General features: G+C 65.2%; 19 protein-coding genes and 1 pseudogene. 6 read left to right on the top strand and 14 right to left on the bottom strand.

The features are described from left to right. Nucleotides 1-17: 17 nt before the first annotated feature. From ACHUEU_RS13570 to ACHUEU_RS13590, 5 genes are all read right to left on the bottom strand, one after another. Nucleotides 18-1,073 (bottom strand): XcbB/CpsF family capsular polysaccharide biosynthesis protein, encoded by a 1,056-nt coding sequence (locus ACHUEU_RS13570; protein WP_394216664.1) that lies wholly within the window; start codon nt 1,071-1,073, stop codon nt 18-20. 309 nt (nt 1,074-1,382) lie between these two features. Further along, on the bottom strand, nt 1,383-5,279 hold the full coding sequence (locus ACHUEU_RS13575) for a CDP-glycerol glycerophosphotransferase family protein (RefSeq protein ID WP_394216665.1): 3,897 nt from the start codon (nt 5,277-5,279) through the stop codon (nt 1,383-1,385). A gap of 72 nt (nt 5,280-5,351) precedes the next feature. Continuing rightward, nucleotides 5,352-5,753: a glycerol-3-phosphate cytidylyltransferase gene (gene tagD / locus ACHUEU_RS13580; protein ID WP_394216666.1), complete on the bottom strand. Its 402-nt coding sequence runs from the start codon at nt 5,751-5,753 to the stop codon at nt 5,352-5,354. A gap of 54 nt (nt 5,754-5,807) precedes the next feature. Further along, nucleotides 5,808-9,269, bottom strand: coding sequence for a bifunctional glycosyltransferase/CDP-glycerol:glycerophosphate glycerophosphotransferase (locus ACHUEU_RS13585; RefSeq protein WP_394216667.1), 3,462 nt, complete (start codon nt 9,267-9,269; stop codon nt 5,808-5,810). 9 nt (nt 9,270-9,278) lie between these two features. Next, a complete protein-coding gene (locus ACHUEU_RS13590) occupies nt 9,279-10,280 on the bottom strand; it encodes an NAD(P)H-dependent glycerol-3-phosphate dehydrogenase (protein ID WP_394216668.1) in 1,002 nt (333 codons plus the stop codon). A gap of 392 nt (nt 10,281-10,672) precedes the next feature. Between ACHUEU_RS13590 and wecC the strand changes: the two genes are divergently transcribed. Next, nucleotides 10,673-11,956, top strand: coding sequence for a UDP-N-acetyl-D-mannosamine dehydrogenase (wecC, locus tag ACHUEU_RS13595; protein ID WP_394216669.1), 1,284 nt, complete (start codon nt 10,673-10,675; stop codon nt 11,954-11,956). 49 nt (nt 11,957-12,005) lie between these two features. On the opposite strand, the gene wecB is transcribed toward wecC, so the two are convergent. The 6 genes from wecB to ACHUEU_RS13625 form a co-directional block, all read right to left on the bottom strand. Beyond that, entirely contained in the window at nt 12,006-13,172 is a 1,167-nt protein-coding gene (wecB, locus tag ACHUEU_RS13600) for a non-hydrolyzing UDP-N-acetylglucosamine 2-epimerase (protein ID WP_394216670.1), read from the bottom strand. Between the two features lie 116 nt (nt 13,173-13,288). Further along, complete coding sequence (locus ACHUEU_RS13605; RefSeq protein ID WP_394216671.1) at nt 13,289-14,335, bottom strand: ABC transporter ATP-binding protein; 1,047 nt, start codon at nt 14,333-14,335, stop codon at nt 13,289-13,291. Next, nucleotides 14,325-15,227: an ABC transporter permease gene (locus ACHUEU_RS13610; protein WP_394216672.1), complete on the bottom strand. Its 903-nt coding sequence runs from the start codon at nt 15,225-15,227 to the stop codon at nt 14,325-14,327. Before ACHUEU_RS13610 ends, ACHUEU_RS13605 begins: the two co-directional genes overlap by 11 nt. Beyond that, entirely contained in the window at nt 15,217-17,028 is a 1,812-nt protein-coding gene (locus ACHUEU_RS13615) for a glycosyltransferase family 4 protein (protein ID WP_394216673.1), read from the bottom strand. The genes ACHUEU_RS13610 and ACHUEU_RS13615 overlap by 11 nt, the downstream gene beginning before the upstream one ends. A gap of 924 nt (nt 17,029-17,952) precedes the next feature. Beyond that, the gene (locus ACHUEU_RS13620; RefSeq protein ID WP_394216674.1) at nt 17,953-18,450 is read right to left on the bottom strand and encodes an alpha-L-fucosidase; all 498 of its coding nucleotides are present in this window, start codon (nt 18,448-18,450) and stop codon (nt 17,953-17,955) included. 10 nt (nt 18,451-18,460) lie between these two features. Then, complete coding sequence (locus ACHUEU_RS13625; protein WP_394216675.1) at nt 18,461-18,706, bottom strand: hypothetical protein; 246 nt, start codon at nt 18,704-18,706, stop codon at nt 18,461-18,463. A gap of 84 nt (nt 18,707-18,790) precedes the next feature. Here ACHUEU_RS13625 and ACHUEU_RS13630 point away from each other — a divergent pair, with 84 nt between their 5' ends. Next, the gene (locus ACHUEU_RS13630) at nt 18,791-19,072 is read left to right on the top strand and encodes a hypothetical protein (RefSeq protein ID WP_394216676.1); all 282 of its coding nucleotides are present in this window, start codon (nt 18,791-18,793) and stop codon (nt 19,070-19,072) included. Between the two features lie 40 nt (nt 19,073-19,112). Here ACHUEU_RS13630 and ACHUEU_RS13635 read toward each other — a convergent pair whose 3' ends face one another. Both ACHUEU_RS13635 and arr read right to left on the bottom strand, forming a co-directional pair. Next, nucleotides 19,113-19,697 carry a YrhK family protein gene (locus tag ACHUEU_RS13635; RefSeq protein WP_394216677.1) on the bottom strand — a complete coding sequence of 195 codons (585 nt, stop codon included), beginning with the start codon at nt 19,695-19,697 and terminating at the stop codon, nt 19,113-19,115. Nucleotides 19,698-19,877: 180 nt separating this feature from the next. After that, nucleotides 19,878-20,291: an NAD(+)--rifampin ADP-ribosyltransferase gene (arr, locus tag ACHUEU_RS13640; RefSeq protein WP_394216682.1), complete on the bottom strand. Its 414-nt coding sequence runs from the start codon at nt 20,289-20,291 to the stop codon at nt 19,878-19,880. Nucleotides 20,292-20,350: 59 nt separating this feature from the next. On the opposite strand from arr, the pseudogene ACHUEU_RS13645 reads away from it, so the two are divergent. The 3 genes and pseudogenes from ACHUEU_RS13645 to ACHUEU_RS13655 form a co-directional block, all read left to right on the top strand. After that, a pseudogene (locus ACHUEU_RS13645) lies at nt 20,351-20,671 on the top strand (MBL fold metallo-hydrolase); the annotation flags it as partial. Continuing rightward, nucleotides 20,658-20,834 carry a hypothetical protein gene (locus ACHUEU_RS13650; protein WP_394216678.1) on the top strand — a complete coding sequence of 59 codons (177 nt, stop codon included), beginning with the start codon at nt 20,658-20,660 and terminating at the stop codon, nt 20,832-20,834. The pseudogene ACHUEU_RS13645 and the gene ACHUEU_RS13650, both read left to right, overlap by 14 nt. A 2-nt stretch (nt 20,835-20,836) precedes the next feature. Then, a complete protein-coding gene (locus ACHUEU_RS13655) occupies nt 20,837-21,250 on the top strand; it encodes an antitoxin (protein WP_394216679.1) in 414 nt (137 codons plus the stop codon). A gap of 36 nt (nt 21,251-21,286) precedes the next feature. Here the strand turns inward: ACHUEU_RS13655 and ACHUEU_RS13660 are convergent, their stop codons facing one another. Beyond that, on the bottom strand, nt 21,287-23,035 hold the full coding sequence (locus ACHUEU_RS13660) for an ATP-binding protein (RefSeq protein WP_394216680.1): 1,749 nt from the start codon (nt 23,033-23,035) through the stop codon (nt 21,287-21,289). 539 nt (nt 23,036-23,574) lie between these two features. On the opposite strand from ACHUEU_RS13660, the gene ACHUEU_RS13665 reads away from it, so the two are divergent. Continuing rightward, nucleotides 23,575-24,237 (top strand): Ltp family lipoprotein, encoded by a 663-nt coding sequence (locus ACHUEU_RS13665; protein ID WP_394216683.1) that lies wholly within the window; start codon nt 23,575-23,577, stop codon nt 24,235-24,237. Nucleotides 24,238-24,305: the final 68 nt, after the last annotated feature.

Below are 24,305 nucleotides of genomic sequence, written 5' to 3' on the forward strand. Positions count from 1 at the left end.
CGGCGATGTATGCATCGCTAGTCCCGCTCAGAATCAATCCACGAAGGCCGTAAATCCATACCATTAGCCCACACATTCATGATTCCGGCCGCTAGCCGCATAGTTTTTGGGCAAACTTCCGAGTGCTGCGAAATTGACGGGTCTGGCGAAACAAAGAAGGCAGTAGCCTCCACGGGCATTCTTTGCGCCAATTTCGATATTTGAGAGAACAAAGGCGATCGCCTTGATGTCACAACTGCAAACCTCGGGGCCGAATCATCCTCCAGCAGTCCGTCAGCGAGCGATCCGTACAAATCAACCTTCCGGTGGAGAAAAATATTACCCGCAGTCCAATGAGAGTCATTGTAGGCGGATTCGTAGTACACGTCATCGACAACCGGATCGACAGCCACGCACTTCCAACCAACTCTACTGCTCAAGCCATACAGCAAGGCTCCCGATCCGCCCTTCGATGCGCCATACAGTATGACGCGATCGGACTCTACGCCGAGAGACTCGGCCGTTGACGCAATCAGAGATTCGACCCGAGCAATTCGATCCGGGGCAAACCGTGTTGGCGCATAGAATCCACCGACCACACCATCCATGTCCGCAATTCGCAGCACAGCGAATCCTGAATCAAGATGCTTACCAAGAGACCTGAAATTTTGATAGAAGAAACGGGAAAGGCTGGCATCGTCAAATGTTTCGGCCATGGACGAGAAAACGACTATCAGTGCACGCGCCCGCCGATCCGAGCTATCTACCGAAAGCGTGTAAATCGTGCCGGCCTCGTCAACCGAGAACTCGCCCGAAGTAATCCGGTGCCAAAACCTAGGAACAAAATCGGCGCGAACAAGCGTCGACAAGTCAGGAGAAGACTTGTACAAGAACCATCCATCGGAAACGCACTCCTCCATCAGCGGACGAAGCTCCCGAGCCTTGGCGCAAATGCGAATAAAGTTCTGGCCTTCGCCCGCATGCTTGCCATGAGCAATCTGAATAAAGTTCACGCTCTCATCTATAGAGGCGACGTTACCCATTGGACTTTCGGCGAAGTGATCTAAATCATATCGGACAATGGACTCACTCACGGGTTTATACACGGCATTTTCCTATTCAATATCCCTCGTTCCGACCAGGCGCCCCATAAGCCACATGCCTGCCCGGATATAAAAGTCATCAATTCTTAATTGAGTTCCATCGCCTGATGGACGAATTCAACATTTACTGACCGTCAACCTTACCTAGGACGTGCGATTACCTTCGAGTCCGCCAGCATCTTCGCGCGACCGGCATATCCACTCTCGCTTCGATCTCGCGTTTCGTATGTCAAGCCCATCGCCCGGGACATTAAGAGTGCATCCACGGAGCACTGAGGGCATATATCACACACGATCTGCTCACAGCCTTTCGACATCCACTCCGAAGGCTGCTGCGAAGTTACTGGTCGCCTCATTGAGGTAACTACCAAAGTCAAAAGGCTTCTCTGCGGTCCAGCCTTTCGCAACCATGCTCATGCCCTCAGCCAGTCCCGCTACAGAGTTTTCAACGAGAAGCCCCTCGCCACCTTCAAGGATTGAATGAGGCCCCACGACATCGGTCGAGACAGCAGTCAGTCCAAGCGCCAGTGCCTCAAGCACTACGAGGCCCTGCCCCTCATAGTCCGATGAGAGAACAAATGCGTCCGCAGCCCTCATAGCCGGGAACGGGTTCTCTCGATAGCCAGCGAGGAAGAAGTTACTGTTATTAAGCCCGAGCCGTCGCGCGTTCGAGGCCAGAGACTCACGCAACGGCCCTTGGCCGACAATCATCAGCTGTGCGTCTAGCCCGTCCTCGAGAGCGCGTGCAAAGGCTTCGATCAACTTCGCCTGCCCCTTTTCGGGCGAGAGCCGTCCGACGTTCACAAACGTTTTTACATCGGTTCGGATCCACGCGGCGATGTCATCATCCAGCGTTTCCTGCGAAAGCGTTACGGTCCGCGTTGCGTCTGTAACGTTTGGGACGGTGACGAAACGGTCCTCGTCAACGTCCGCGATCCTTGGGACCGCCTCCCGATTCACCTCGTGAACGCTCTCGCTCACCGAAGCAAGCGTCGAGTACTTCGGATACTGGTTCGCTACGCCATAGAGATACGGGAACCGGGTATATGCCTCGCCGAGCATGTCGTTGTGGAGGTAGGCGCCATGCCGAGTCGCGCTAACTCCCGGGAAGAGGCCCATCCAGAAGCGGGCGTAGCCCTCGAAGCAGACGGCGACATCGAAATGCGCACTTCCGAAAATACGCTTCGCTTCGCGCTCGAAAGCCTTCCAATAGGTCATCTCGAACTCCGGAGATGAGAACTCGTGCAGGCTATTGAAGCGATCGATCACCCAACGCTCTTCAGCGGTGACCGACTGTCCACCAGCCCGCGCGATAACTCGAACCTTGCTATCCATGGATTCGAAACGTTGAACCCGCTGCTCTTCGGAGTAGAGCGCGTCGGGCTCGACCACGACGGTCACGCCCACGCCGGCGTTGACGAGGTGGTTCGTGAGCGCCAAGAAGCTAGCTGTGATGCCGTTCGGCATAAATGAGCCCTGATAGAAAAGTACTTCACGCTTGTGCCGCTGGTCGGAGAGGTCGAGCACCTCTGCGGCATACTTCTGATCCTCGAGGAAGAAGGAGAGCGCCCTAGGGGCAGCGGAACCGTCCTCGTGCGCGACCAGTTCCGCCCGCATGGGATCTATCCAGCCGTCGCCCCGGGTGCCATCGGAGATATCCCTGATTCCCTCGACCAGTGACTCCGGGTCCCCGAAGACGTTGGTCGACACGGCGGACGGTTCAAGCGCGAAGCCCCGCTTCTCGCGATAGTCGTCGATGTCGTACGTGTAGAACGCGGCTGGCTTCCCAAGCGGGATGAAGTCAAAGATGACGGAGGAGTAGTCGGTGATCAGAAGGTCAACTGCGGCGAGAATTTCATTGGTCGACACCGACTTGTCCGCCTGGATCACTCCATCTAGAGCGAACTCTTCCAGCGCAGCTTCGTCCATGGGGTGGCCACGGAATACAACGTGATAACGATCAGCGACTTGCATAGCCTGAAGTGCGTCAACGATGCCGTTGACATCGACTTCCCTGTTCGCCAGGTCGCCACGCCATGTGGGTGCATAAAAAAGGATTGGTCGGCCGTCTTCAGGGACGCCAAGGCGCTTCCTAATCTCGGACCGTGATTCCACCGCCGAAATCGTAGCGTCGACACGCGGCGAACCAGTGATGGCCACCTTGCCGGAGTATAGGTGCGCGACGTCGTAATCATCCGTCAGAATTCGAGCAGTGTACGCGTCGGGTGCGGCAATATGCGTGGCATGAAGGAAATTACGCGCCGCGTTACGGTGGTCCATCTTTCCACCACGGATATGCTTACCCAGCGTCTTCAGGGGAGTCCCATGCCAGGTGTTAAGATACCGCTGCTCTTCACGTCGAATGAAATAGAGAGGGAACGTGTTGTTATTGACGAGCCACCTGGCGGTTGCGAGATGCCTAAGATAAAGGTCCGAGCCTCTGGGCGCAAAAACGACTCTTGAATCGGCCGCAAGATGCGAGGGGGCGGGGGCGGAGTTGAGGACGACTACGAAAGTCGAACCTTTGAATCGCGGATCCCGAAGAACCTCTTCAAGTAGCGGAAGAACATTGCAAGTTATCGCCGAGCCATGATTACTCTCAAAGAGCCACGTGCTCTCGTCGACTGGAAGGCACTCGCTGTACTCGATATACTTCGCAATTTCCTTCTGGGCGCGAGTCTTCAGAACATGGTTCTCGTCCACGCCAAAGGGTCGGCGAAGCACCCTAACGTTCAGATATGCCTCCACAGCTCCCTTAGCGTCACCGAGCTTGGCCCGGATGCGCGAAGCGGCGAGGTAATGGTCCGGCTTATGAAGAGGAGACCATTTTGCAGCCTTTTCAATCAGCTCAAGGGCGCGCTCCAGTTCTCCACGTGCTTCAGCCTTTTTTGAGAGGAATGCATACGTAGAAACATCGCGCTTCATGAACGCGCCAGAGAGTGCGGAATCTTCGTTACGTCGGTGGTACTCCTCAAGCGCACCGGAGACGTCCGGCTTCATGAATGCATCCTCTTCAAGCGCCTCACCGTACTCAGCGGCGTCCGCTGCAATCTCTGCAGTATCCGCTGCCGCATTGGCCTTAGCGAGCTCCGCGAAAAGTTCGACGGCGAGGACGTCTTCGCCAGCCAGGTGATGACTAAAGACCGCTCTGTAGCGACGGTACGAAGCGAGCGCCGGTGAATTTATTGATTCACGATACGCGAGCGCCGCTTCGCTGTAATTACCCATCCGCTCGAGAGCATAACCGAGGCGGTAGTTGTATTCTTTATTCTTCGGATCGAAGGCTGCAGCATGTCGCAAATCCTCAGCAGCTTCTGCCCAGTTATACAAGCGAAGATGGGCCATGCCCCGCCCATAGTAGATGTTCGCACCGGCGTTCGTCTTGTCGATTGCGGTCGTGAAGGCATCGACAGCCTCCGCCCGGAAGCCCATTTGCTCGAGCAGGTATCCCACCCCTGCGGCATGCGCCTCCTTCGAGCCGTTGTTCCGTACGGCCACGGCTGCCATGTCGTGCTTCGTCGCGATCCCACTATGGCGTGCAGCCACGTAACCGCGAATAGCATCCTTCCAGTCCGCTCCCTTAAGCCCGACGATTTCATCGTAGGAGCGGGCGGAGGCTTCCCACCTCCGCATTTGGAATGCTGCGAAGGCGTGCGACCTGATCCAAATCAGGTCTCCAGGAAAGTAGGGGAGCCCGGCTTCAAGAATCTCAAATCGCCGCCAAAGTGGAAGCGAAGTCGATTCAACCCTGCGGATCTTGTGGAGCCTGGGGTCATCGGGGGTGAGCACCAACGCGAGCTCTGCGTCAGATATCGCCGACTCACTCTGTTTGACCGCCTGGTGCGTACGTGCACGGCGATAAAGATATTTCGCCTCGCCAGGATCGAGCTCGATCGCTTTATCGTAGGAAACGATAGCGTCCTCGTTTTGATTAAGTCGTTCTTGAACAAAGCCGAGACGGTACCAGCGGGTGGCATCCCCCGGGTTCTGCTGTGCGGCACGACTTAGTGGCTCGACGGCCTTATGGTATTGTTCGGCGTTAACGAGGGCATTGCCATAGCGCCAGGCCAGGTCAGCGCCCGGCATATCAGAACGCCCGCGATAGTGCGCACCATAGAGCCGCGCGGCGCTCTCCCAATCTCCGCGCTTCTGCGCCAAAATGGCGTCTGCGATCTTAATCTTGTCAGAGAGTCGCACCGATTACCCCCGTGCCCGTCGAGTTATAATGAAGCTTATATTCACTTGCCCAATTGATATGAGCTCGTGTAATCAGCGCGAAACTGCGGCACCGCCGAGATCGCCCTTGATCTGTGTCGTCGAGATGTCGGGCGTGCGCGGCAGGTAGACGACCTCGCACTGGTCGCGGAGGAAGTCGAACTTCCCCTCCCAGTCGTCCCCGATGACGAAGGTGTCGATGTTGTAGCGTGCCACGTCGTCGACCTTCTGCTCCCAGGTGGTCTCCGGGATCACGAGGTCCACGAAGCGGATCGACTCGAGCATGCGCCGGCGCTCCTCCCACGAGTAGTAGCACTTCTTGCCCTTGCCCGCGTTGAACTCGTCCGTGGACAGCGCCACCACGAGGTAGTCACCGAGGGACCGTGCGCGTCGGAGGAGCTCGATGTGCCCGTAGTGGAGCAGGTCGTAGGTGCCGTACGTGATCACGCGCTGCATGACTTGCCTTTCCTGGGCGTCAAGGACCCCCGTTGCCGTGTGTTCATCCAATATTCAGGGATTCAGTGGGCAGTTGTCATCCTGCTGTGCGGGATGTGACCCGTCTGTGCCGTGGATCGCTTTCAGGACCTCGCCTCGAAGCCAGGAGATGTTCTCCCTCGCAGTGCTGACCGGGTCTGGTCGGTGGTGTGCAACCGTCAGCGCGCCGTTGACGAGGCCCGTGAGCTCCTCTTGGGTCCTGGACATCGGAAGGCTCAGGTCAACGGGCCATCGTCCGTAGAAGCCCCGCTCTACGTCGCGGTACCACTCAAGGTCGGGAGCGTGCACGATCATCGGCTGTCCCGTGAGTCGGTAGTCGTAGAAGATGCTCGAGTAGTCGGAGACGAGCACATCGCTGGCCAGCATCAGATCCTCGACATGCGGGTAGCTGCCCACATCGATCACCCGCTCCCCCTCCGCACGGAGCCCGTTCATATGGTGGCTCCGCACGAGCACCCACGCGCCTGTCTCAGCCGCTAGACCTGCGGGATCCATGAGTGCCTTCAGCGAGTCCTCGCCCGAAGCGCGTCGCATCTTCTCTCGCCAGGTCGGCGCGTACAGGACCGCACGAGCTCCTGTCGGGATACCGAGCTCCTCGCGCACTCGTTCGCGGCCCTCCGCCCCCTGCTCCATGCGGACGTTCTGAGGCTGGTCTCCGAGACGCACGGGTCCGTCGTACCTGAGCGCAGATCGGAGGCGACGCTCCGCCTCCTCGTCCTGGGCCAGCAGCAGATCCCACTGCGCCGCCTGGCGCTCGATCAAGCGGCGATACACCAGGGGAGTGAAGTTGGATGGGGCGTCATGGATCAACTTCTTGATCGGGGTACCGTGCCACGTCTGCACGATCATCTGCCCTGGCACCTTGGTGAACCAGTGAGGGAAGTTGTTGTTCGTGACCAGGACCCGTGCAGTGCGGAGGGCCCGGAACCAGGGCTCAGATCCTGCGACCACAGGGGTCGCCCCCGGTGGCACAGGGACTGTCCCGTCCACCACGGACCACCACAGCGGCCCCTCGGTCTCCTGGAGAAGCGCGTCGAAGAGCGCCCGGGGGTTCCCACCCGCGGATTTCCCGTTGAAGGACTCGAAGAAGACCCCGGGTGTCAACGGGCCGAAGTCCTTCGCGATCAGCCGTGTTCTGCCCGCCCGCGTGCGCTCGGTCCGTGAGAGCGGGGGGCCCAGAGTGATTCCGAGCGGGCCGCCCCGCTGCGGTGAGAGCCGCACACTGCGGCACGTGCCCTCGACGTAGTACTCACCCTTGCGCAGGTCACGTCCGGCACGAGCCCATCCCTCGGGTTGCTCTTCCGGGGTGAGGGACCATCGGACGAAGTAGCCATCGGAGGCGAGCGAGGGATCTGAGAGATCCACGTCTGCGCTCCATCGCCCCTTCCGCCGTGGCACCGGCTCCAAGCGCGTGCGTGCACGGGAAGAGACGAGCCAGACCTGCGGTACGAGCCCCGGAGGGTCAACACGACCCGATAATCGAGCCACGGGCCCTTCGACGCGGACGCCGTCGATGGTCACGCGTGCGAAACGCTGCTCGATCTGGAGATTGCCTGCCCTGTCGGGGATGGCACGCACCGCCCGGGCCCTCGCTGCCTTGACCTTCCGATCCCAGGAGACGGGGAAGGCGCGTCCGCCCACGAGGATCTGGACCTCGAAGCCGCTCTCCCCTCGATAGGTTGACCCCTCCTTCATCCCAGGCAGATCGAACCGGATCTCCAACTGCGTCCAGTCGCGGGAGATCCGCCCTTCGATCTCCGTTCCCTGACGGCGTGCAACGGCTCGAACCTCGCCATCGAGTATCGGGAGATCCGTGCAGAGGACGTGGAGCTCGACGTGCTCGGGACCAGTGCGCACTCGCTGGATGACGAATGGTGAGACGTTGATGGCCGTGACCAGCGCGGAGCCGTCGTCGGCAGCAGTGAGGGCTGACTGCCGGCTCCCCTCGACGGGACCCAGCCGGTAGCTCAGCGAGGTCACCGGCAGCGGTACCACCGCCGCGAGCGCCCTGCCTCCCACCGTGGTGCGCACCCAGAACTGCTGCGCCTCCGCATCCGCCAACGGGATTCGCGCTCGAATACCTGCCGAGGTGTAGGAACGCCATGGGTCGTTCGCAACAAGGTCCGCCCACGGTGCCTTCACCCGCTCCACCGTTCCGTGCGCTTCCGCGGTGCCGTCCACGCTCACCGCAGCGATCTCGACGTCCAACGGCGAGCGCCGAGGGTCGAGACCCGCTACGTGCACTTCGGCTTTCATCTCGACATGGTGAGCGTCGGCGAACCGCATCTTCCGGGCGGTGCAGACAAGACGTATGTCGAGTGGCGAGAGAGCCCGCACGTGCTCGGGGACCTCTGGCCACCGTTTGAGAAGGGGGTGCGCGGCGCGGAGTTCGCCTATGTCCTCATCGAGGGGGAGAGGAAGCGCGCTCGTCTCCTCCCACCGCGTGGCGAGCACGTCATCGAGCGCTTCCGGATCGGGGTGGCTCAGCGCCCAGGCGGTCATCCGTTCCCAGAACCCGAAGGTGTTCCAGGTCCCCTCATCCATCAGCGCGGTGAGCTCAGCACCGATCAGGCGGAGCTCCTCCCTGAACGTCGGGACCGCGACAGGTACCTTCTCCGCGTACATGAGGAGGTCGCGTCCGAGCCAGACTGCCAGGAAGTGCTGGCGAACTGCATGGGAGGCGCCGTGCTCGTCCAGCATCACGCGCATTCGGTGGAGAACGGTTCGCCGGTCTGCGAGGTCCTCAAGACTCGACTTCGACTGGGACCGGGTGGCCCGCTCCTCGGGCAGTCGCCACGAGTACACGTCCGTGGGCAGCACGTCGACGCTCCGCGCCTGCAGCGCAGCGGCGAGGCTCGGCTCCTGGTCCTCGTAGTTCACGTCCTCCGGGATCGGATGCACTCTGCTCTTCCAGAATGTGGTCCGATACAGCCCGTTCCAGAGGACCGGCTCGTCGAGCAGATCCGGGAACTCCTCGGGCGTCGTGCCCAGCCGCTCCTCGGCGTGCACTCGCGCCGTGAGCTTGGGCCGGTGGGACCCCATCGCGCTGTGCCGGCGGTACGCGCCTTTCACGACGTCGGATCCGCTCTGGCGCGCGGCGGTGAGCATTGACTCGAGCGCACCGGGGAGCATGACATCGTCCGCGTCGATGAATGCCAAGAATGCTCCGCGGGCCCTCTCGACACCGCGATTGCGCGCTGCTCCAGGACCTCGTTGCTCCCCGTCCAGGACGACTACGCGACGGTCGCGCGCGGCGAGGCCCGAGACGATGTCTCGGGAGCCGTCCGTCGACCCGTCATCGACGACGATCACCTCGATGTCCCGCACGGACTGGTTCAGTGCGCTGCGGATCGCGGCTTCCAGGTACGGCTCGGCGTCCTTGCACGGGATCACCACGCTGACCTCAGGTCGTCGTGTCCGTCTCCATGCCGCAGCGACCCCTCCGAGGAGGCGCTGCTTCGCTGTCTCGCGAGCCACCTCTGCGCCTCACTCCGGCCTGACGGAGCGTGCGAGGAGAGACGCAGTGGCCTCTTCGATGGTCACGCCGTGGTCGACCACGCCTACGAGGCTGCGGGTGATGGGCATGTCGATGTCGAGCCGCTGGGCGAGCTCGTCGACGGCGCGGGCAGTGGCTACTCCTTCGGCGGTCTGTCCCACCTCGAGGAGCGCGGCCTCGATATCCAGCCCCCGGCCGAGTGCGTGGCCGAGTCGATGATTGCGCGAGAGCGGCGACGTGCAGGTGGCCACGAGATCCCCCAAACCGGCGAGACCGGGGAACGTCGCAGGCTGGCCGCCGAGGACGACGCCGAGCCGGGTGATCTCTGCGAGTCCTCGAGTGATGAGGGTGGAGCACGTGTTGGTCCCGTACCCGAGGCCCACCGCAGCACCGACCGCGATCGCGATGACGTTCTTCAAGGCACCGGCGACCTCCACCCCCACCACATCCTGCGAAACATAGGAGCGGAACCCCGGAGCGGCGCACCAGCGAGCGACCGTGTGGGCGATGGATTCATCCGATGCCGCGATCACGCTCCCGCTGGGCTGCCGGGCGGCGATCTCGAGCGCAAGGTTGGGGCCGGAGAGTACGGCGATGCGCGCCGGGTCCACGCCACCGGCCTCAGCGATCACCTGGCTCATCCGCTGATCGGTGCCGCGCTCGATCCCCTTCGCCAGGGAGAGCACCGGGACAGGCGGCAGCTCGATGCCCGCCTGGCGCCAGTCGCAGAGGTTCTCCCTCAGCCGTTGGGTGGGCAGCGCGAGCACCACGCCGTCAGCACCCTCGAGAGCCTGTGCGACGTCCGCATTGGCGGTCACCGCTGCGGGGAGCTCGACGTCGCCGAGGTACTCCGGATTACGATGGGTCTCCCGAATCGCTCGGGCCGTCGCCTCGCGTCGTGCCCAGAGCGTGACGTCACATCCGGCGTCGCCGAGCACGAGCGAGAAGGTGCTCCCCCAGCTTCCGGCGCCGAGCACTGCAATGCGGGTCATGCCAGCACTCCTCGTGCCGTCACAGCCGTGAGATCGCGCGAAGGGGCACCGGCGGTCCAGGCAGTCGAAGAAGGCACCATGGCCGAACTCTAACCAGTCGATGAATTCTCAGCGAACTTCCAGTAGCGCTCCACGGGGTCGTGACCCGCTCCTCTCCCAGCTCTCGGGCGCTCTTCGTGCGCGGATAACAATCTGGTGAACCGCGTGCGGGTCTCGTGCGGAGGCGTTCGGTGAACGCTCCACGACCTTGCGGTGGTCAGCGGATGACCTGCGAGCGAAACTTCACGATGATCCATGCGCGGGTGACGCCTGGGCATCCTCAGCGGAGGCGTGCGAGGCGCTGGAACGTAGCATGCTGGAGAGGTCCGGACTGCCGTCTGGATTGCCCGGCGATGCCCCTCTCTCCCCCAGGAGTCCCCCCAGTGAGTCCGAATCAGTCGATCGATACCGTCGCCGTGATCGGCCTGGGCTATATCGGGCTCCCCACAGCCGCGGTGCTCGCCCAGTCCGGCAAGACGGTGATCGGGGTCGACGTGTCCCAGGCGACCGTCGAGGCGATCAACGCCGGCACGGTGCCGTTCGTCGAAGAGGGGCTCGAGACGGTCGTCGCGGGCACCGTCGCCCAGGGCAAGCTCTCGGCGCAGACGGAGGCTCCCGAGACGGATGCCTACATCGTCTCCGTCCCCACCCCGTTCAAGGGTGACCACGACGCAGACCTCTCATACATCGAAGCCGCTGCGACGAGCATCGCCCCACAGCTTTCCGGAGGCGAACTGGTGGTGCTCGAATCCACCTCGCCCCCCGGCACCACCGAATTCCTGGCCTCCGTGATCCTCGGGCTCCGCCCCGAGCTCACCATGGAGCCGAATCTCCCGAACTCGCTGTACTTCTCGCACGCCCCGGAACGGGTGCTGCCCGGCCGCATCATGACCGAGATGGTCGAGAATGATCGCATCATCGGCGGTTTGACCATCGAGGCCGCGGAGCTGACCCGCGATCTCTACACGAGCTTCTGCCGCGGTGAGCTGCTGCTCACCGACGCCCGCACCGCGGAGATGGCCAAGCTCACCGAGAACGCGTTCCGTGACGTCAACATCGCTTTCGCGAACGAGCTGTCGATCATCGCCGAGCGGCAGGGCATCGACGTGTGGGAGCTGATCGAGCTCGCCAACCATCACCCACGCGTGAACATCCTCCAGCCCGGGCCCGGCGTGGGCGGCCACTGCATCGCGGTGGACCCCTGGTTCATCGTCTCCGCGGATCGCGAGAACGCGAAGCTCATCGCCACTGCCCGCGGCGTCAACGATTCCAAGCCGGAGGCCGTGCTCGCCAAGGTGCTGGATCGGGCGGAGCGACTGAAGAATCCGACGATCGCGGCGCTCGGCCTCGCCTTCAAGGCGAACATCGATGATCTGCGGGAATCCCCCAGCAAGGACATCGCCGTCGCACTCACCCAGCGGCTGGACGACGGCACCGTGCTCGTCGTGGAACCGAACATCGACGCACTCCCCCAAGATTTCGTCGGTCACGACAACGTCGAACTAGCCGAGTTCGAAGACGCCGTAGAACGAGCCGACATCGTGCTGCTGCTCGTGGACCACGATCCGTTCCGAGCCCTCGACCGCGAGAAGCTCCAGGAGAAGGTTGTGATCGACACCAAGGGGCTCTGGCGCTGACGCCCGGACGTTGTCCAGTCGGGGCTGTGCGGGCCCCGTGTGAGGGTGATCAGGCCCGGAAGTCCTCTGGGCGCTCCTCACCGCCGAGGAACTTCCAGCGGATCGCGGCTACGGTCCGCTCTGCGGCATAGCCGTCCCCGTAGGGGTTCACGGCGTTGGCCATCCCGGAGTAGGCCTCATCCGAGTCCAGGAGCAGGGACACCTCGTCGACGAGGCGCTGCGGCTGGGTACCGATGAGTTTCACGGTGCCGGCGACGACGGCCTCTGGCCGCTCCGTGTTCTCCCGCATCACCAGGACCGGCTTCCCGAGGCTTGGAGCCTCCTCCTGCACCCCGCCGGAGTCGGTGAGCACCACGTGCGCGAGGCTGAGGGCCCGTGTGAACTCGGCGTAGGCGAGCGGTTCGATGAGCAGCACGTTGCCCACCCCCTCGACGGCGGGGCGGATCGCGGCGCGGACCTTCGGGTTCCGGTGGATCGGGAAGACGATCGTGAGATCGGGGTACTTCCGCGCGATCTCCGCGACGGCCTCGCCGATACCCTCCATCACCGAGCCGAGGTTCTCCCGGCGGTGCGCCGTGACGAGCAGGACCCGCCCCGCGGCGCCGACCATGTGCGCCTGTTGCAGCGCCTCGAGCCGCGGATCCTCGAAGCGGACCGCGAGGTTCTCCGTGGCGTACATGAGCGTGTCCACGACCGAGTTGCCCGTGATGACGATGTCGTTCTCGCTGACGTCCTCGCGGGTGAGATTCGACTTCGCGGTCTGCGTGGGCGCCAGATGGAGCGCCCCGATCTGGCTAGTGAGCTTGCGGTTGGCCTCCTCGGGGAACGGGGAGTCGATGTCGCCCGAGCGCAGGCCGGCCTCGAGGTGAACCACGGGGGCGCGCCGGTTGAAGGCGGCGACCGCCGCCCCCATCACCGTGGAGGTGTCGCCCTGGACGATCACGGCGTCGGGCTGCTCCTTCCCGAGGATCCCGTCCACGCCGGCGATCACCTTGGCCACGATCGCGTTGAGCGTCTGCTCCCCCGCCATGATGTCGAGGTCATGATGCGGGGCGATGTTGAACAGGGCATTCACCTGATCGAGCATCTCCCGGTGCTGGCCCGTCACCACTATGACGTTCTCCATGTCCTCGGCGGCCTCGATCGCGCGGATGATCGGCGCGACCTTGATGGCCTCCGGACGGGTGCCATAAATGGTCATGACCCGTAGTGGCATGGATGTTCTCCTAGAAAATTGGAATCTGGCCTGCTCCATTATGTCGTGGCCACCAGAAGTGGAGAGGTGCGGCGGCGTGCGGGGAGCACTGCGCCGCGCGGCGGTACGGATCCTGTTCAGCGCGGGCCCGTGCGGTGCACCCCACCCGCCGGGAAGGTCTTCTTCTCGGCGTCACGGGTGAAAGCCTGCATGAAAGGATCGGGCTCGAATTCCGGGGCTACCCGTCGGCGTCCCGGTGCCGGGCCCTCGAACGCTTCCGAGTCCTCGAGCAGGAGGGAAGTGAGTCGTCGCTGCTCCGCTCCCTCGTCCATGGCGTCCTGGAGGAGGCCGGCCGCTTTCTCCTCGTCGCCCTGGGCGAGGTTGTGCGCGAACCAGCGGTACTTCCGTGCCACCTCGACGGCGTCACCGTCCATCACGATCCGACCGCGTTCCATCCAGATCGCGCGCGAGCACATGTTCTCAATGGTCTGCGCCGCATGGTTGACCAGGAACACCGTCCCGGCACGGGCGAGCATGTCGTCCATCGCGCGCTTGGACCGCTCCGCGAAGGTCGCATCGCCCGTGGAGAGCGCCTCGTCGATCATGAGGATGGACGGGTCCGCGCCGAGGGAGATCGCGAACTTGAGCCGTGCGGCCATCCCCGAGGAGTAGGTGCGCATCGGCAGATCGATCGCCTCGCCGATCGCTGACAGCTCGACCACGTCCTCGAACATGTTCTCGACCTGCTGCGGGGACAGGCCCATCGCCAGGCCCCCGAGCTTGACGTTCTCCGCGCCGGTGAGGTCCGGGATGAGGGCGGCGCTCACGCCCAGCAGCATGGGCTTCGCCGCGGTGAGGACGGTTCCGCGTGTCGGCGCCTCCAGCCCGGCCAGAACCCGCAGCAGCGTCGACTTACCAGAGCCGTTCCGGCCGATGACGCCGATGAACTCGCCGGAGCGGGCCGTGAACGAGACACCGCGCACCGCCGCCACCGATACCATGCGGCGGCGGGCCAGCCGTCCCCGCAGCGTGGTCGGGGGCGTGCGATCGGTGCGCGGGGCCTGGTAGCGCACCCTCACGTCATGCGCCACCACGGTCAACGGTGACTCCGACGGCGCCACCCAGCGCTCGAGCGACGCCTCCGCGGTGGGGGACGCGGACGTCCCGGTTCGGTCAGCGGTCATCGCCATAGCTCGCCTCCCCCTGCCAGAAGACCACGAATCCCACGAGCAGCAGCCCCACGGCCCATGCTCCGAAGATCAGCCAGGACTCGAGCGGCGGCACGGTGTTGTCGATCAGGGCCGAGCGGTACATGACCAGCATGTGGTAGATCGGGTTCGCCTCGATGGCCATCTCGAAGACCGGGCTGTCCAGGCGCGACAGATAGTGCTCGACCGGGAAGATAACTCCAGAGCCGTACATCAGGAACCGCGCCACGACCCCCATCAGCTGTGAGGCGTCGGGGAACACAAAACCGATCCGGGCCAGCAGGAACGCGATGCCCAGATTGAGGATCATCTGGAGCGCGAAGATCGGGACCACCAGCAGCCAGGTCCACCCCGGCATCTCGTTCGGGGGGATCACCATGATCATCACCAGCGCCACCGGCAGCGTGAATCTCATCTGGAGCGCGTCACGGATCGCCCAGGAGAGGGGGATCGCAGCGCGCGGGAACGAGAACGCCCGGATCATCGCGCTGCCGCTGCGGATCAGACCCGGTCCCTGGCTGACGCTGCGCATCGTGGACTGGAACATCAAGATGCCCACCACCACGTACGCGGCGAAGTTCTCGATCCCTCCTCGAGCTCCGATGATCAGTCCGAAGACCACGAAATAGAGAGCGGCGTCGAGCACAGGTCGCAGCACCAGCCAGATACGGCCCAAATGGTTCCGGGCGTGCTTCGTGGCCAGCCGATGCCGGGAGTCCATCCAGATGAAGTGGCGCCGCCCCCACAGCTCGTGCAGGTACTGAGCCAGAGGCGGGCGGACCCCGATCGGGGAGAGCCCCGAGGCGTCCATGCCCTGCGCTTCGAGCGCGCGCACCACTTCCGGTGTCTGCCTGACGTCACTCTCCACGCGCTGCTCCTCCTCGAGGATCGGACGCCATCTGGGCGTAGATCGCGTCGTATCGTCTCACCAACGCGGCCCACGTCCGCTCTGCCGCGAGCTCGTGCCCTTCCGACGATCTTCGGGTGCGCTCGGCGGTATCGGTCCACAGGGCATGGATCTGCGCTGCGAGCGCGGCCGGGTCTCCCGCCGGCACCAGCGCTCCCACGCACTTCCCGGCGTCGTCGGTCACCGTCTCGCGCAGCGCCGGCAGGTCGCTCACGATCACCGGCCGTGCGAGCGCCATCGCTTCGACCGGCTTCTGAGGGGTGACGGTGCGTGCCACATCGAGGTCGTGTCGCGGCACGACCACCACGTCGAGCGCCTGGACCCAGTTCCGTGCGGCCTCGCGCGGGACGCGACCGGGCATGATCACCCGATCGGCGATGCCCAGTTCCGCCGCTAGGGCACGCAGCCCGGGCGCGGCGGTGCCGTCACCGGCGAGCGCCACCCGGAGCCCTTCGCGCAGCACAGTTTCGGTGCGCGGATCCTCGAGGAGCATCGCCGCGGCGCGCAGCAGCGTGTCGAAGCCCTCGTAGTCGATCAGGGCGCTCACGGCACCGATGAGGAATGCGCCGCGCTGGGCCTCGAGTCCCACGGCCGCGCGTGCGTCGGCCACGGTGAGGTGGTCGGAGAGGAGGGAGTCGTCGACCCCGTTCGGGACCACGGTGATCGTGTCGGCCTCGAGTCCGCGACGGGACAGCTCCGCGACCATCGTGTCGCTGAGCGTGATCACGGCCCCGGCGGCGGACGCCAGCTCGGCCTCCCGCAACGCGACCGCACGCGCCTTCTCCGAAGCTGCTGCCCTGCGCTGCTCCTCCTCACCGGGGTGCGAGGCGATCCAGGTCTTCTCCATGAGCCCGCGCACTTCGAGGATCCATGGCACGCCCGTCGCGGCGGAGACCGCCTGGGCGACGAGGGCGTTGAAGTAGTTCGTCGTGGCGTGGATGACGTGCGGGCGGAACTCGGCCACGAGCTCAAGGGCGCGCTCCACCTCGACCTGCAGGCGGCCCTCCTGCGTACTGGGCAGCCTGCGGGGCAGGGTCCGCACGTAGCGGACCCCGTCCACCACATCCTCCGCGGCCGCGAACGGCTTGCCGAGCATCACGGGATAGGCGGTACGGGTGAGCGCGACCGATTCGATGCCGGCACCGCCCAGTGCGGTGAGGATGCGATGGGAGCGCAGCGAATACCCGGACTGAGTGTGCGGCAGCGAATTGGTGAGTACGTGCAGGACCCGGAGCCGCTCCCGGTCGCGCAGCGGCGGAGGTATCCGCGACGTCGCCGGCTGGGTCACGGACACGCGGCGGCCCGGCTCGAGCAGCCGGAGCTCGCTGCGCAACCGCTGCGCATAGATCGACTCCCCCCGCCCTGCCTCAGCCAGGATCTCGAGGGCCTCGCTCAGGTCGCCCCGCATCCAGGAGGCGCGTGCCCGCGTCGCCGCCGCCGCGCGCGAGGAGAGCAGATCGAAGCGCCCCAGCAGCACGGCGACCTCGCCCCCGATCCGCGAGCCCGAAGCGGCCGGCCCGGCGGCGAGCGCCTGAGCTTCCGTGGCGTCCCCGGCCATGTGGGCGCCGAGCGCTGCGAACCCCCGTGTGCGGGGGACGGCAGCGCCGACGCGCAGCAGGGCCTTTCCGACGCCCAGACGAACGCGCAACGGGAGCCGGCGGCTCACCTGCACGACGAGCAGCGCGGGGTCGTCCACCAGGTGCTGCGTCGCGGAGTCGAGCAGGAGGCGCGCGTTGCGCGCGACGTGGCGCAGGCTCGGCACGGTCCTCCTTCAGTCATGATTCGTCGACACGGCAGCTGGATGAAACTCTACTCGTAGGTCTCCGGGATCGTTCACCAAAGTAACGGCGTCCATACAGCCGTCGGACCGTCGAGACTCCTACCCTCAGACCGTCGGCCTGCGTCCACTGCTCGCGCTGCTGAACCGCTGGTTGCGAACGATGCTGGGTCCGACAACGCAATCAGGGCGGTGGGGATTGTGTCGGGACTCGCCGGAACCCATTCCTGCGAGCCCTTCCTCGTGACGGGAGATGACCGAGCCCCTCGCCCCTCCCGGGATCAACGTGTTTACCGGCGGCACCGGCACAGCGAGCGATCTCGCTGCTCCGGTGCCTTCATGATCCCCGACAGCGTCTGGTCCGGGCGACCGGGCGTTCATACAGGAGATGCGATTGCAACGCCATTGAAACGTGTATGTACAGGCTAATTCTCTGCTATACCCCAGACGCTTCGGGCAGATCAAAGGCCCCTTTCAACTAACAGGTCGGCAACGGGTCGTGCTCGAAGCACGTGATCTGAAGCGATGTTCGTCCAGGAGTGAGGCTGGCCTCCGTCGCGGAGACTGACAGGCTTGCGCGAGTAGTCTCGGTCAGGAAATAGGAGCCACCGCACCACCGTGCGCGTCGCACCCTGGATGGCCGACCCCGCTCTCAAGGCTATACCGGTAGTTGAATACCTGAGTACTGGGCTCCGCATCGCGAGACACGGCGGCGACGCTTGAGAGTGCCGAGCTCCTGCAGAAGTCTTGACGTCCCGCCGGGCAGCAGGCCGTCGACCCGATCGAGCACCTGGGCCGCTTGCGGTTCTGCTCGCGCCCGCAGGACAAAGCGAGGGGCTCGCCGGATTCAGTTCCGGCGAGCCCCTCGCTCATGCCGGGCAAACGATCGCTGACATCGACACTCTCGGGCTAGAGCTCCACAGCCAGGCCCACCGCATGCTCGGTCGGCGACCCGGCCGGCGCGACCATAGAGTTGCCGTCGGCGCCGGCGTGGATCTTAAGCTCCTCGGCACCGAGCAGGCGCGCGGACGTCGCCCCGGCCGCGAGCGTGAGCGTTACCGGCGCAGCGTCGCCATCCGCGCGGGAGCTTTCCCCGTGTTGCAGCGGCCCGTCCTGCAGCAGCGCAAAGGCGCACAGCGCCGACCCCGTCCGGGTGTGCAACCACTCGATCCCGCCACCGTCGACCCCGAGCACCTCCGACGCACCGCGGGTGCCGTAGATGCCCTCCCCGCAGGCCTGCATCCAGGTGCCGAACTCCTCGAGCCGCTCGCGGACGGAGCTGGACATCCTCCCCTCGGCGTCGGGGCCGACTCCGGTCAGGTAGCTCCCGCCGCGGGAGACGATCTTCAGCAGGTTCCGCGGAGCTCCTCGATGGGCTTGGCGGGATCGTCCCGCCCCAGGGAGCACCAGGACCTGGTCATGATGCTGCAGGATTCCCAGGGATGGCCGGGGTCGTCCTCGGGCAGGGTCTACTCCGAGGTGCGGTAGTTCTCGTGAACGTCAGCCCTCCTTCTTCGATGCCGCGGAAGAAGTAGCGTTGGGTGAAGAAGAAGGTGATCACGACCGGCAGCATCGCGGTGATCGCACCGGCCAGCACCACCCGGTAGTCGGCGCCGAAGGAGCCCTCGGGCCGCGGGATGAAGGTCAGCCACGCCGACGCCACAGCCCGCGCTCGTACTGAGGGTCCCGCCCCGGTAACCGGCGCTGCAGTTAGGCTGTGAACAGGCGTTACCGAAGGGGCGGGTCCATGAGCGAACCGAGTGAGCGGCTCGAGGCGGAGGTCTGGCTGGAGACCACCGGCCCAGCCCTCTCGACGGAGCAACGAGAAGCGTTCTTCCGCGCGGTCGATCAGTACTACGACCAGTACCCGATCGCCGACCGGAGACCGGACTTCCTCGCCACGCTGCGTCAGGACGACAGAGCGTTCGCCATGATCCTCGACGACATCGTCCACGGTGGGCGCGAAGACAGCGCTGATGAGCCCCTGGCCGGGCGGTCGGCGCCGTCGCAGCGCGGAGGCCCCGGCTGACGCGTGAGTGGCCCGGCCGACCAGTTCCGAGGGAGTCTCCTCAGTAGTCGCCGTGCGGGTCACTGCGATCCCGCGAGGAACCGAACTTCTTCAGATGGAACCGGCGGGCGAGGCGGATCAGAGGGCGGGCGAGGAACTCCACGCTTCCGATGATGAACAGCCACGTCGCGAAGAGGGTTGTCGACTCCCACAGGAACAGGATGCTGCCGGCGACGAAGAAGAGCCCGATGAGCACATCGTTCGTGATGCTGAGGACCTCGTAGCGATTACGGATGATGATCTCGTCATGTCCCACCCGGACGTCGATGTCCGGTGAGGTGGTCTCGGCGCGCTGAGTCGACGCTTCTCCTGGGGTGCAACGGTCGTTGGTGTCCATCATTCGATGCTCGCAGATCGCGTCCTGTGGGCCATGCATGGCGACCGCACGGTCTCCGACCGCCCCGAGCCCGTTCAAGTCCCGGGATGCCCCGGCCCAGGCGCGACCACGCCCGTCAGGACTGGCAAACGAGAAGGTGAGTTCGTCAACGATCTGATCCGCACTGCGGAACCGCCCTCGACCAGGTCTCTGACCCTCGATGACGAGGGACAGACCGGGCAGGCCGTGCAGGAGATCACCGGGTTCCACACGCTCCCGGCGGAGCCGTCACCCGACGTTCGAGCGGCCCAGCTCCTGAGTCGCCACATCGCTCATGGTCGCGGCGTCCCTCGCGGTGACCCCGGGGTGAGGAAGCGGGCGGCGCGTTCGCTCCTGCACCGCGAACCGGGAGGCGGGGCCCGCCAGATGGTCGGCGCCCACGCGGGCACCTCAGTCGATGATCCCGTCCTCCCCCGCCCGCCGCAGTTCTGCGAGCCCCTCCTGCATCGCCTGCACGCTCTGCGCGCTGTGCCGCGGCCAGTCCTCGAGCTCGCGCACCACCCGCACCGGTGCGAGCGTCCGATAAGACCGGGTCGGGTTGCCGGGGAACCTCGCGTCGGTGACGTTCGGGTCATCCTCGAGCTCTCCCGTCGGCTCCACCACATAGATGCGGGGCTCAGCAGCGCCGCGGGCGAGCTGGGCTCCCCAGGCCGCGGCGTGCAGGGTCTGGGTGACGTAGACGTGCCGCAGCGGGGCGTGCTCGCGGAAGTTCGAGGGCTGGGCCGGGGCGAGCAGCTCCCCCGGCGCGAGCTGCGCCCTGGTGCCGTGGAGAAAGACCCCCTCCTCGAAGACCTCGAAGGGCATGGGCTCGGTCATCGCGTTCTCCCCCATCGCATCCTGCGCGGATGGCGCCAGCGCCACCCCTGGTCACCCCCACGCTACGCGCCCCTCTCCCGCATCGCAGGTGCAGGATCCATGACGAAGACCTGTCCCAGCCCAGCTGCTTGATCGCCTGCCAGGCCAGCGGCGAGGCGGTCGTGGTGGATCCGCGGCGCGTCATCCAGGTGTCACTGGACCTCGCCGCGCAGCACGGCCTCACGATCACCGCCCGCCACACCCCCGAACACCTCTCCTACCTGATCACCGACGGCGCCGTCGCCGACGAGCCCGGCTTTAGCCTCACCGGAGACTTCGTGTTCTCCGGCGACCTGGGCCGGCCCGACCTGCTGGATGAGGCCGTGGGCATGGAACGATGACAAGCACGGCGTCATCGATGAGCTGCTGGCGGCTGCCGACTACCGAATGTTCGTGGCCGAGGCGACCGATCTGCTCGGCTTCCCCGTGGAGGCCGTCGTCGACGCACCGGAGATCCATCCGCACCTCCGCCGATCGGCGGCGCCGCTGTGACCATGCCCGGTCACCATTCGGCCGGCGCACCCCGCTGGTCCGTGCGACCGCGCACTGCGGCGCCGGCCCCGGGCGCTCCCACCGCCGTCCAGAGCCTGCACGACGAGCTGGCGAAGATCGAACGGCGTCTCGAGGATGTGATCTGCCAGGGACGGGAGGCATTCACGGAAGGCTCCGACTCCTATGACCGCGCGACCGTCGCAGTGCTGCGTCTCGCCGCGCTGTGCGAGGATCCGAGCCGGTACGCCCCGCACCTCACCGTCATCACGCTGGACGAGCGCCGCGGGATCGTGACCACCCGGAACATCGCCTCGCACAGCGGCTGCGGCGCGATGGGCACCGGGATCTTCTGGCGCACCGTCACCGAACGCCTCCCCGAGGTGATCGCCAGGATCCGCGCGGCGAGCGAATCCTGAGCCCACCTTGCCTGCGCCGCCCAGGCGATCCCGACGTCACTGTGAGTCTCCCGTGAAGCGATAGTAGAAGCCAGGACCACGACGGCTCTCCCGTGATGGCGCGAGATCACCCTGGTGCTCCAGTGCTCGCAGCACGCCGCCCACGTTCGTGCGAGCAGCGCCCACGATGCTTCCGAGCTCCGTCGTGCTGATGCGCCCCCGCGCCCGCGCATACGAGCGCGCGATCTGCTCGCGCGAGGGTGCCCGACTCGTGACTCCCGACGACCGGCGGAGAGCAGCGAGAGCCTCGACGCTCTCGACATCCATCGCGACGGACGGCACCGGTGCCGACGGTGGAATACCGTCGATCTCTCGACACACTGGCCGTTCGGCACGGCGGTGATCCAAGAGCCTCTCCACCGCCTGGCGCGACTCCTCGACCGTCAGCTGAAGCAGGGGGTAGAGATCTACCGGATCAGTCCACCTCTGCGCAGACAGGTGATGCAGAGTCATCAGGACCCTGAGGTCCCGACGCGGGTCGGGCTCGATGCTCGAGATCCACTCGATCCACCCCAGATCCGGACGCTCACCCGCAAGCACCGTTCGTACGGCGACCCCATCGAGCTCTTCGATCACGGGCGACGGGTGTCCATGGCGGATCATGTCTGCGAACATGCGGTCCACCCCGACCCCCTGCCGTTCGGCGATCCTCAACGTGGCCAGCAGCTGACTGAGGTCCTTGTTCCGGGAGACCGGTGGGTGATTGATGATGTTGTCGCTGCGCACGCCCCCATAGAACCCACCCGGGCTCGTGACACGCAGCGTCCTGCCGATGTGCTCCACCGTCGTCGGTCTCTCGTCCGTCCATTCCCGATGGGCGACGCCATTGACGATCGCTTCTCGCACGGCGCGTTCCGGGAGCGCTCGGACGCGCCCGATCACCAGGCCCCGTTCGACATGCACTTGAGGGTTGTATGCCCGCACCACGGCGAAGACCTCCGCGAGCTCCTCAAGCACCGACCGTCCCGGGTTGTGGACCCGTTCCTCGCTGTCCGCACCTGCGCCAGGACGTCGGATGAGGTCCAGTGCCGCAGTCCGGCGCCCAGCGAAAAGCAGCGCACCGGCGTTGGTGAGCGTGCCGTCATCCTTGATGACGGCCAACCGCCGCAGCAGGTCATCTTCCGAGGCCTCGGCGAGGTCCTCCGCGCGGGGGTCTCCCGAGAGCTGCAGGAAGTCGCGGGCGATCTGCACCGCCTGCGCACGGACCTGAATGGGCTGCAGGCCACTGCTCTGCGCCGACCAGTCGTAGCCCCAAGCGCGCGAACGTCGTTCGTGCCAGGTGGCAGGGTCGACGTCTTGGCACTGGTCGCCGACGCGCCAAGTGATTCTGTTCTGCCATCGGATCGGTTCGACAGCCGGCGGGCAGCGGATGATGAGTACGCGTGCACCGCGCACCTGTGCTTCCGCGACGACCGTCGTGTACGCCTGCTGGAGCAGTTGGTAGAGGCGGACCTGCAGCCAGTCGACGTCGAGCTCCGCCCCGATCGGGGTCGCATCGGCGGCGACCCCGACGATCAGCGCTCCGCCGCCGGGGGAATTCGCCATGCATGCGACCTCGCCTGCGAGCTTCTTCGCTGCGGACTCGTTGCGAGGCCCTCCTGGACGGAGAGCTCCTCCCGCGTCCCGTCGTCCTGCCTCCTCCTTGAAGTCGAACAGGCGTCGCTCGCCGGGGTTCTCACCTCGCTCGAGGGCTCGGAGGGCATCGTGGACGGCGTCGGCGACCGGATCGATCCCGAAAAGTGTCATGAGGTGGCACCCTCTCCGTCAGGCATACTTTTTCCTGCGTTAAAGTATACAGACAGCGTCATCCGGGAGGTGTCCATACTTTCCTGTCCTTTAAAGTATGGCTACTCCGTTCCGCACGACCTCCCCATACTTCTGCAGGCAGATCCTCATCGTGATCGCGTGACACAGAGCCGCGATCGCCGTCCAACCGCCGGTCGCCACCCAACACCGGATTCCAGCGGCTCGCTGGACGCGGCCGAGGCTGGCTCCCGGTTCCGAAGCGACCGCAGCCCACTGGCCACGAACGTGACGGTCGAGGAGCTCAGCGCGGACAGCGATGAGGACAGCGTGGACATGACGGCGGCGAGGATGCCGGCCAGCACCGGCCGGCGCTTAGTACTCGGAACTCCTCCTCATGTTCGGGGCGCCGACGCCCGAGAACCACTGCACAGCTCATCGGAACGACAGAGCCCACGCCGTGGGGACATGGGCACATCCCTTCCCACGCCGGGTGATGCCAACACGCCCGAAATCAGCATCAGGAGCAGCCTGTGACCTCCATGGACCCACAGGGGCAGAACCAGCCCCCGCATGACCCCTCGTCCGCCCAGCCCCAGAGCGGCGCCCCCTACGGCGCCGTGCCGGGACAGCCCGCGCCCGCCGCACCCAAGAAGCGCGGCAAGGGCAAGTTCATCGCCCTGGGCTGCGGCATCCTCGCCCTGCTCGTCATCGTTCTTCTCGGAGGGTGCGCCGCACTCCTCGCCTCCAGCGGCGGCGATTCCGACGACGCCTCGGCCCCGGAGACCTCCGAGCAGGCCGACGCTCCCACCGAGGGCGAGGCCGCCGGCGCGGCAGCCGAGCAGGACGAGGCCGAGGACGACGCTCCCGCTGAGGAGGCACCGGCCGAAGAGGCCGACGTACCGGCCGACCACAAGTCAGCACTGAGCTCCGCCGAGACGTGCGCGGATGTCATGCACATGTCGAAGCAGGGTATCCATGACCAGCTCACCTCAGAGTTCGACCAGTTCACCGAGGAGGCCGCGCAGTATGCGATCGACAACCTCGAGGCCGACTGGAACCAGAACGCGCTGGAGTCGGCGCGCGTCTTCCAGGAGGAGATGGCCATGTCCCCCGACGCCATCCATGACCAGCTCACCTCCGAGTACGGCGGCCAGTTCACCGCCGAGCAGGCCGACTACGCGATCGAGAACCTCGAGGGCTGATATGTAGGTCTTCCTGTCAAGTGTGCAGGGTGAAGCGGGGGCATCCACTGGCCGGTGGGTGCCCCCGC

Origin of the sequence: Brachybacterium vulturis, from assembly GCF_043641765.1 — a bacterium.
GTDB lineage: Bacteria > Actinomycetota > Actinomycetes > Actinomycetales > Dermabacteraceae > Brachybacterium > Brachybacterium vulturis_A.

Coding starts and splice junctions, on each gene's coding strand:
- wecC (WP_394216669.1), top strand. CDS start 10,673: ATGCCCCTCTCTCCCCCAGGAGTCCCCCCAGTGAGTCCGAATCAGTCG.
- ACHUEU_RS13650 (WP_394216678.1), top strand. CDS start 20,658: ATGAGGCCGTGGGCATGGAACGATGACAAGCACGGCGTCATCGATGAG.
- arr (WP_394216682.1), bottom strand. CDS start 20,291: ATGCCCTTCGAGGTCTTCGAGGAGGGGGTCTTTCTCCACGGCACCAGG.
- tagD (WP_394216666.1), bottom strand. CDS start 5,753: ATGCAGCGCGTGATCACGTACGGCACCTACGACCTGCTCCACTACGGG.
- ACHUEU_RS13605 (WP_394216671.1), bottom strand. CDS start 14,335: ATGACCGCTGACCGAACCGGGACGTCCGCGTCCCCCACCGCGGAGGCG.
- ACHUEU_RS13590 (WP_394216668.1), bottom strand. CDS start 10,280: ATGACCCGCATTGCAGTGCTCGGCGCCGGAAGCTGGGGGAGCACCTTC.
- wecB (WP_394216670.1), bottom strand. CDS start 13,172: ATGCCACTACGGGTCATGACCATTTATGGCACCCGTCCGGAGGCCATC.
- ACHUEU_RS13665 (WP_394216683.1), top strand. CDS start 23,575: ATGGACCCACAGGGGCAGAACCAGCCCCCGCATGACCCCTCGTCCGCC.
- ACHUEU_RS13660 (WP_394216680.1), bottom strand. CDS start 23,035: ATGACACTTTTCGGGATCGATCCGGTCGCCGACGCCGTCCACGATGCC.
- ACHUEU_RS13630 (WP_394216676.1), top strand. CDS start 18,791: ATGAGCGAACCGAGTGAGCGGCTCGAGGCGGAGGTCTGGCTGGAGACC.
- ACHUEU_RS13655 (WP_394216679.1), top strand. CDS start 20,837: ATGCCCGGTCACCATTCGGCCGGCGCACCCCGCTGGTCCGTGCGACCG.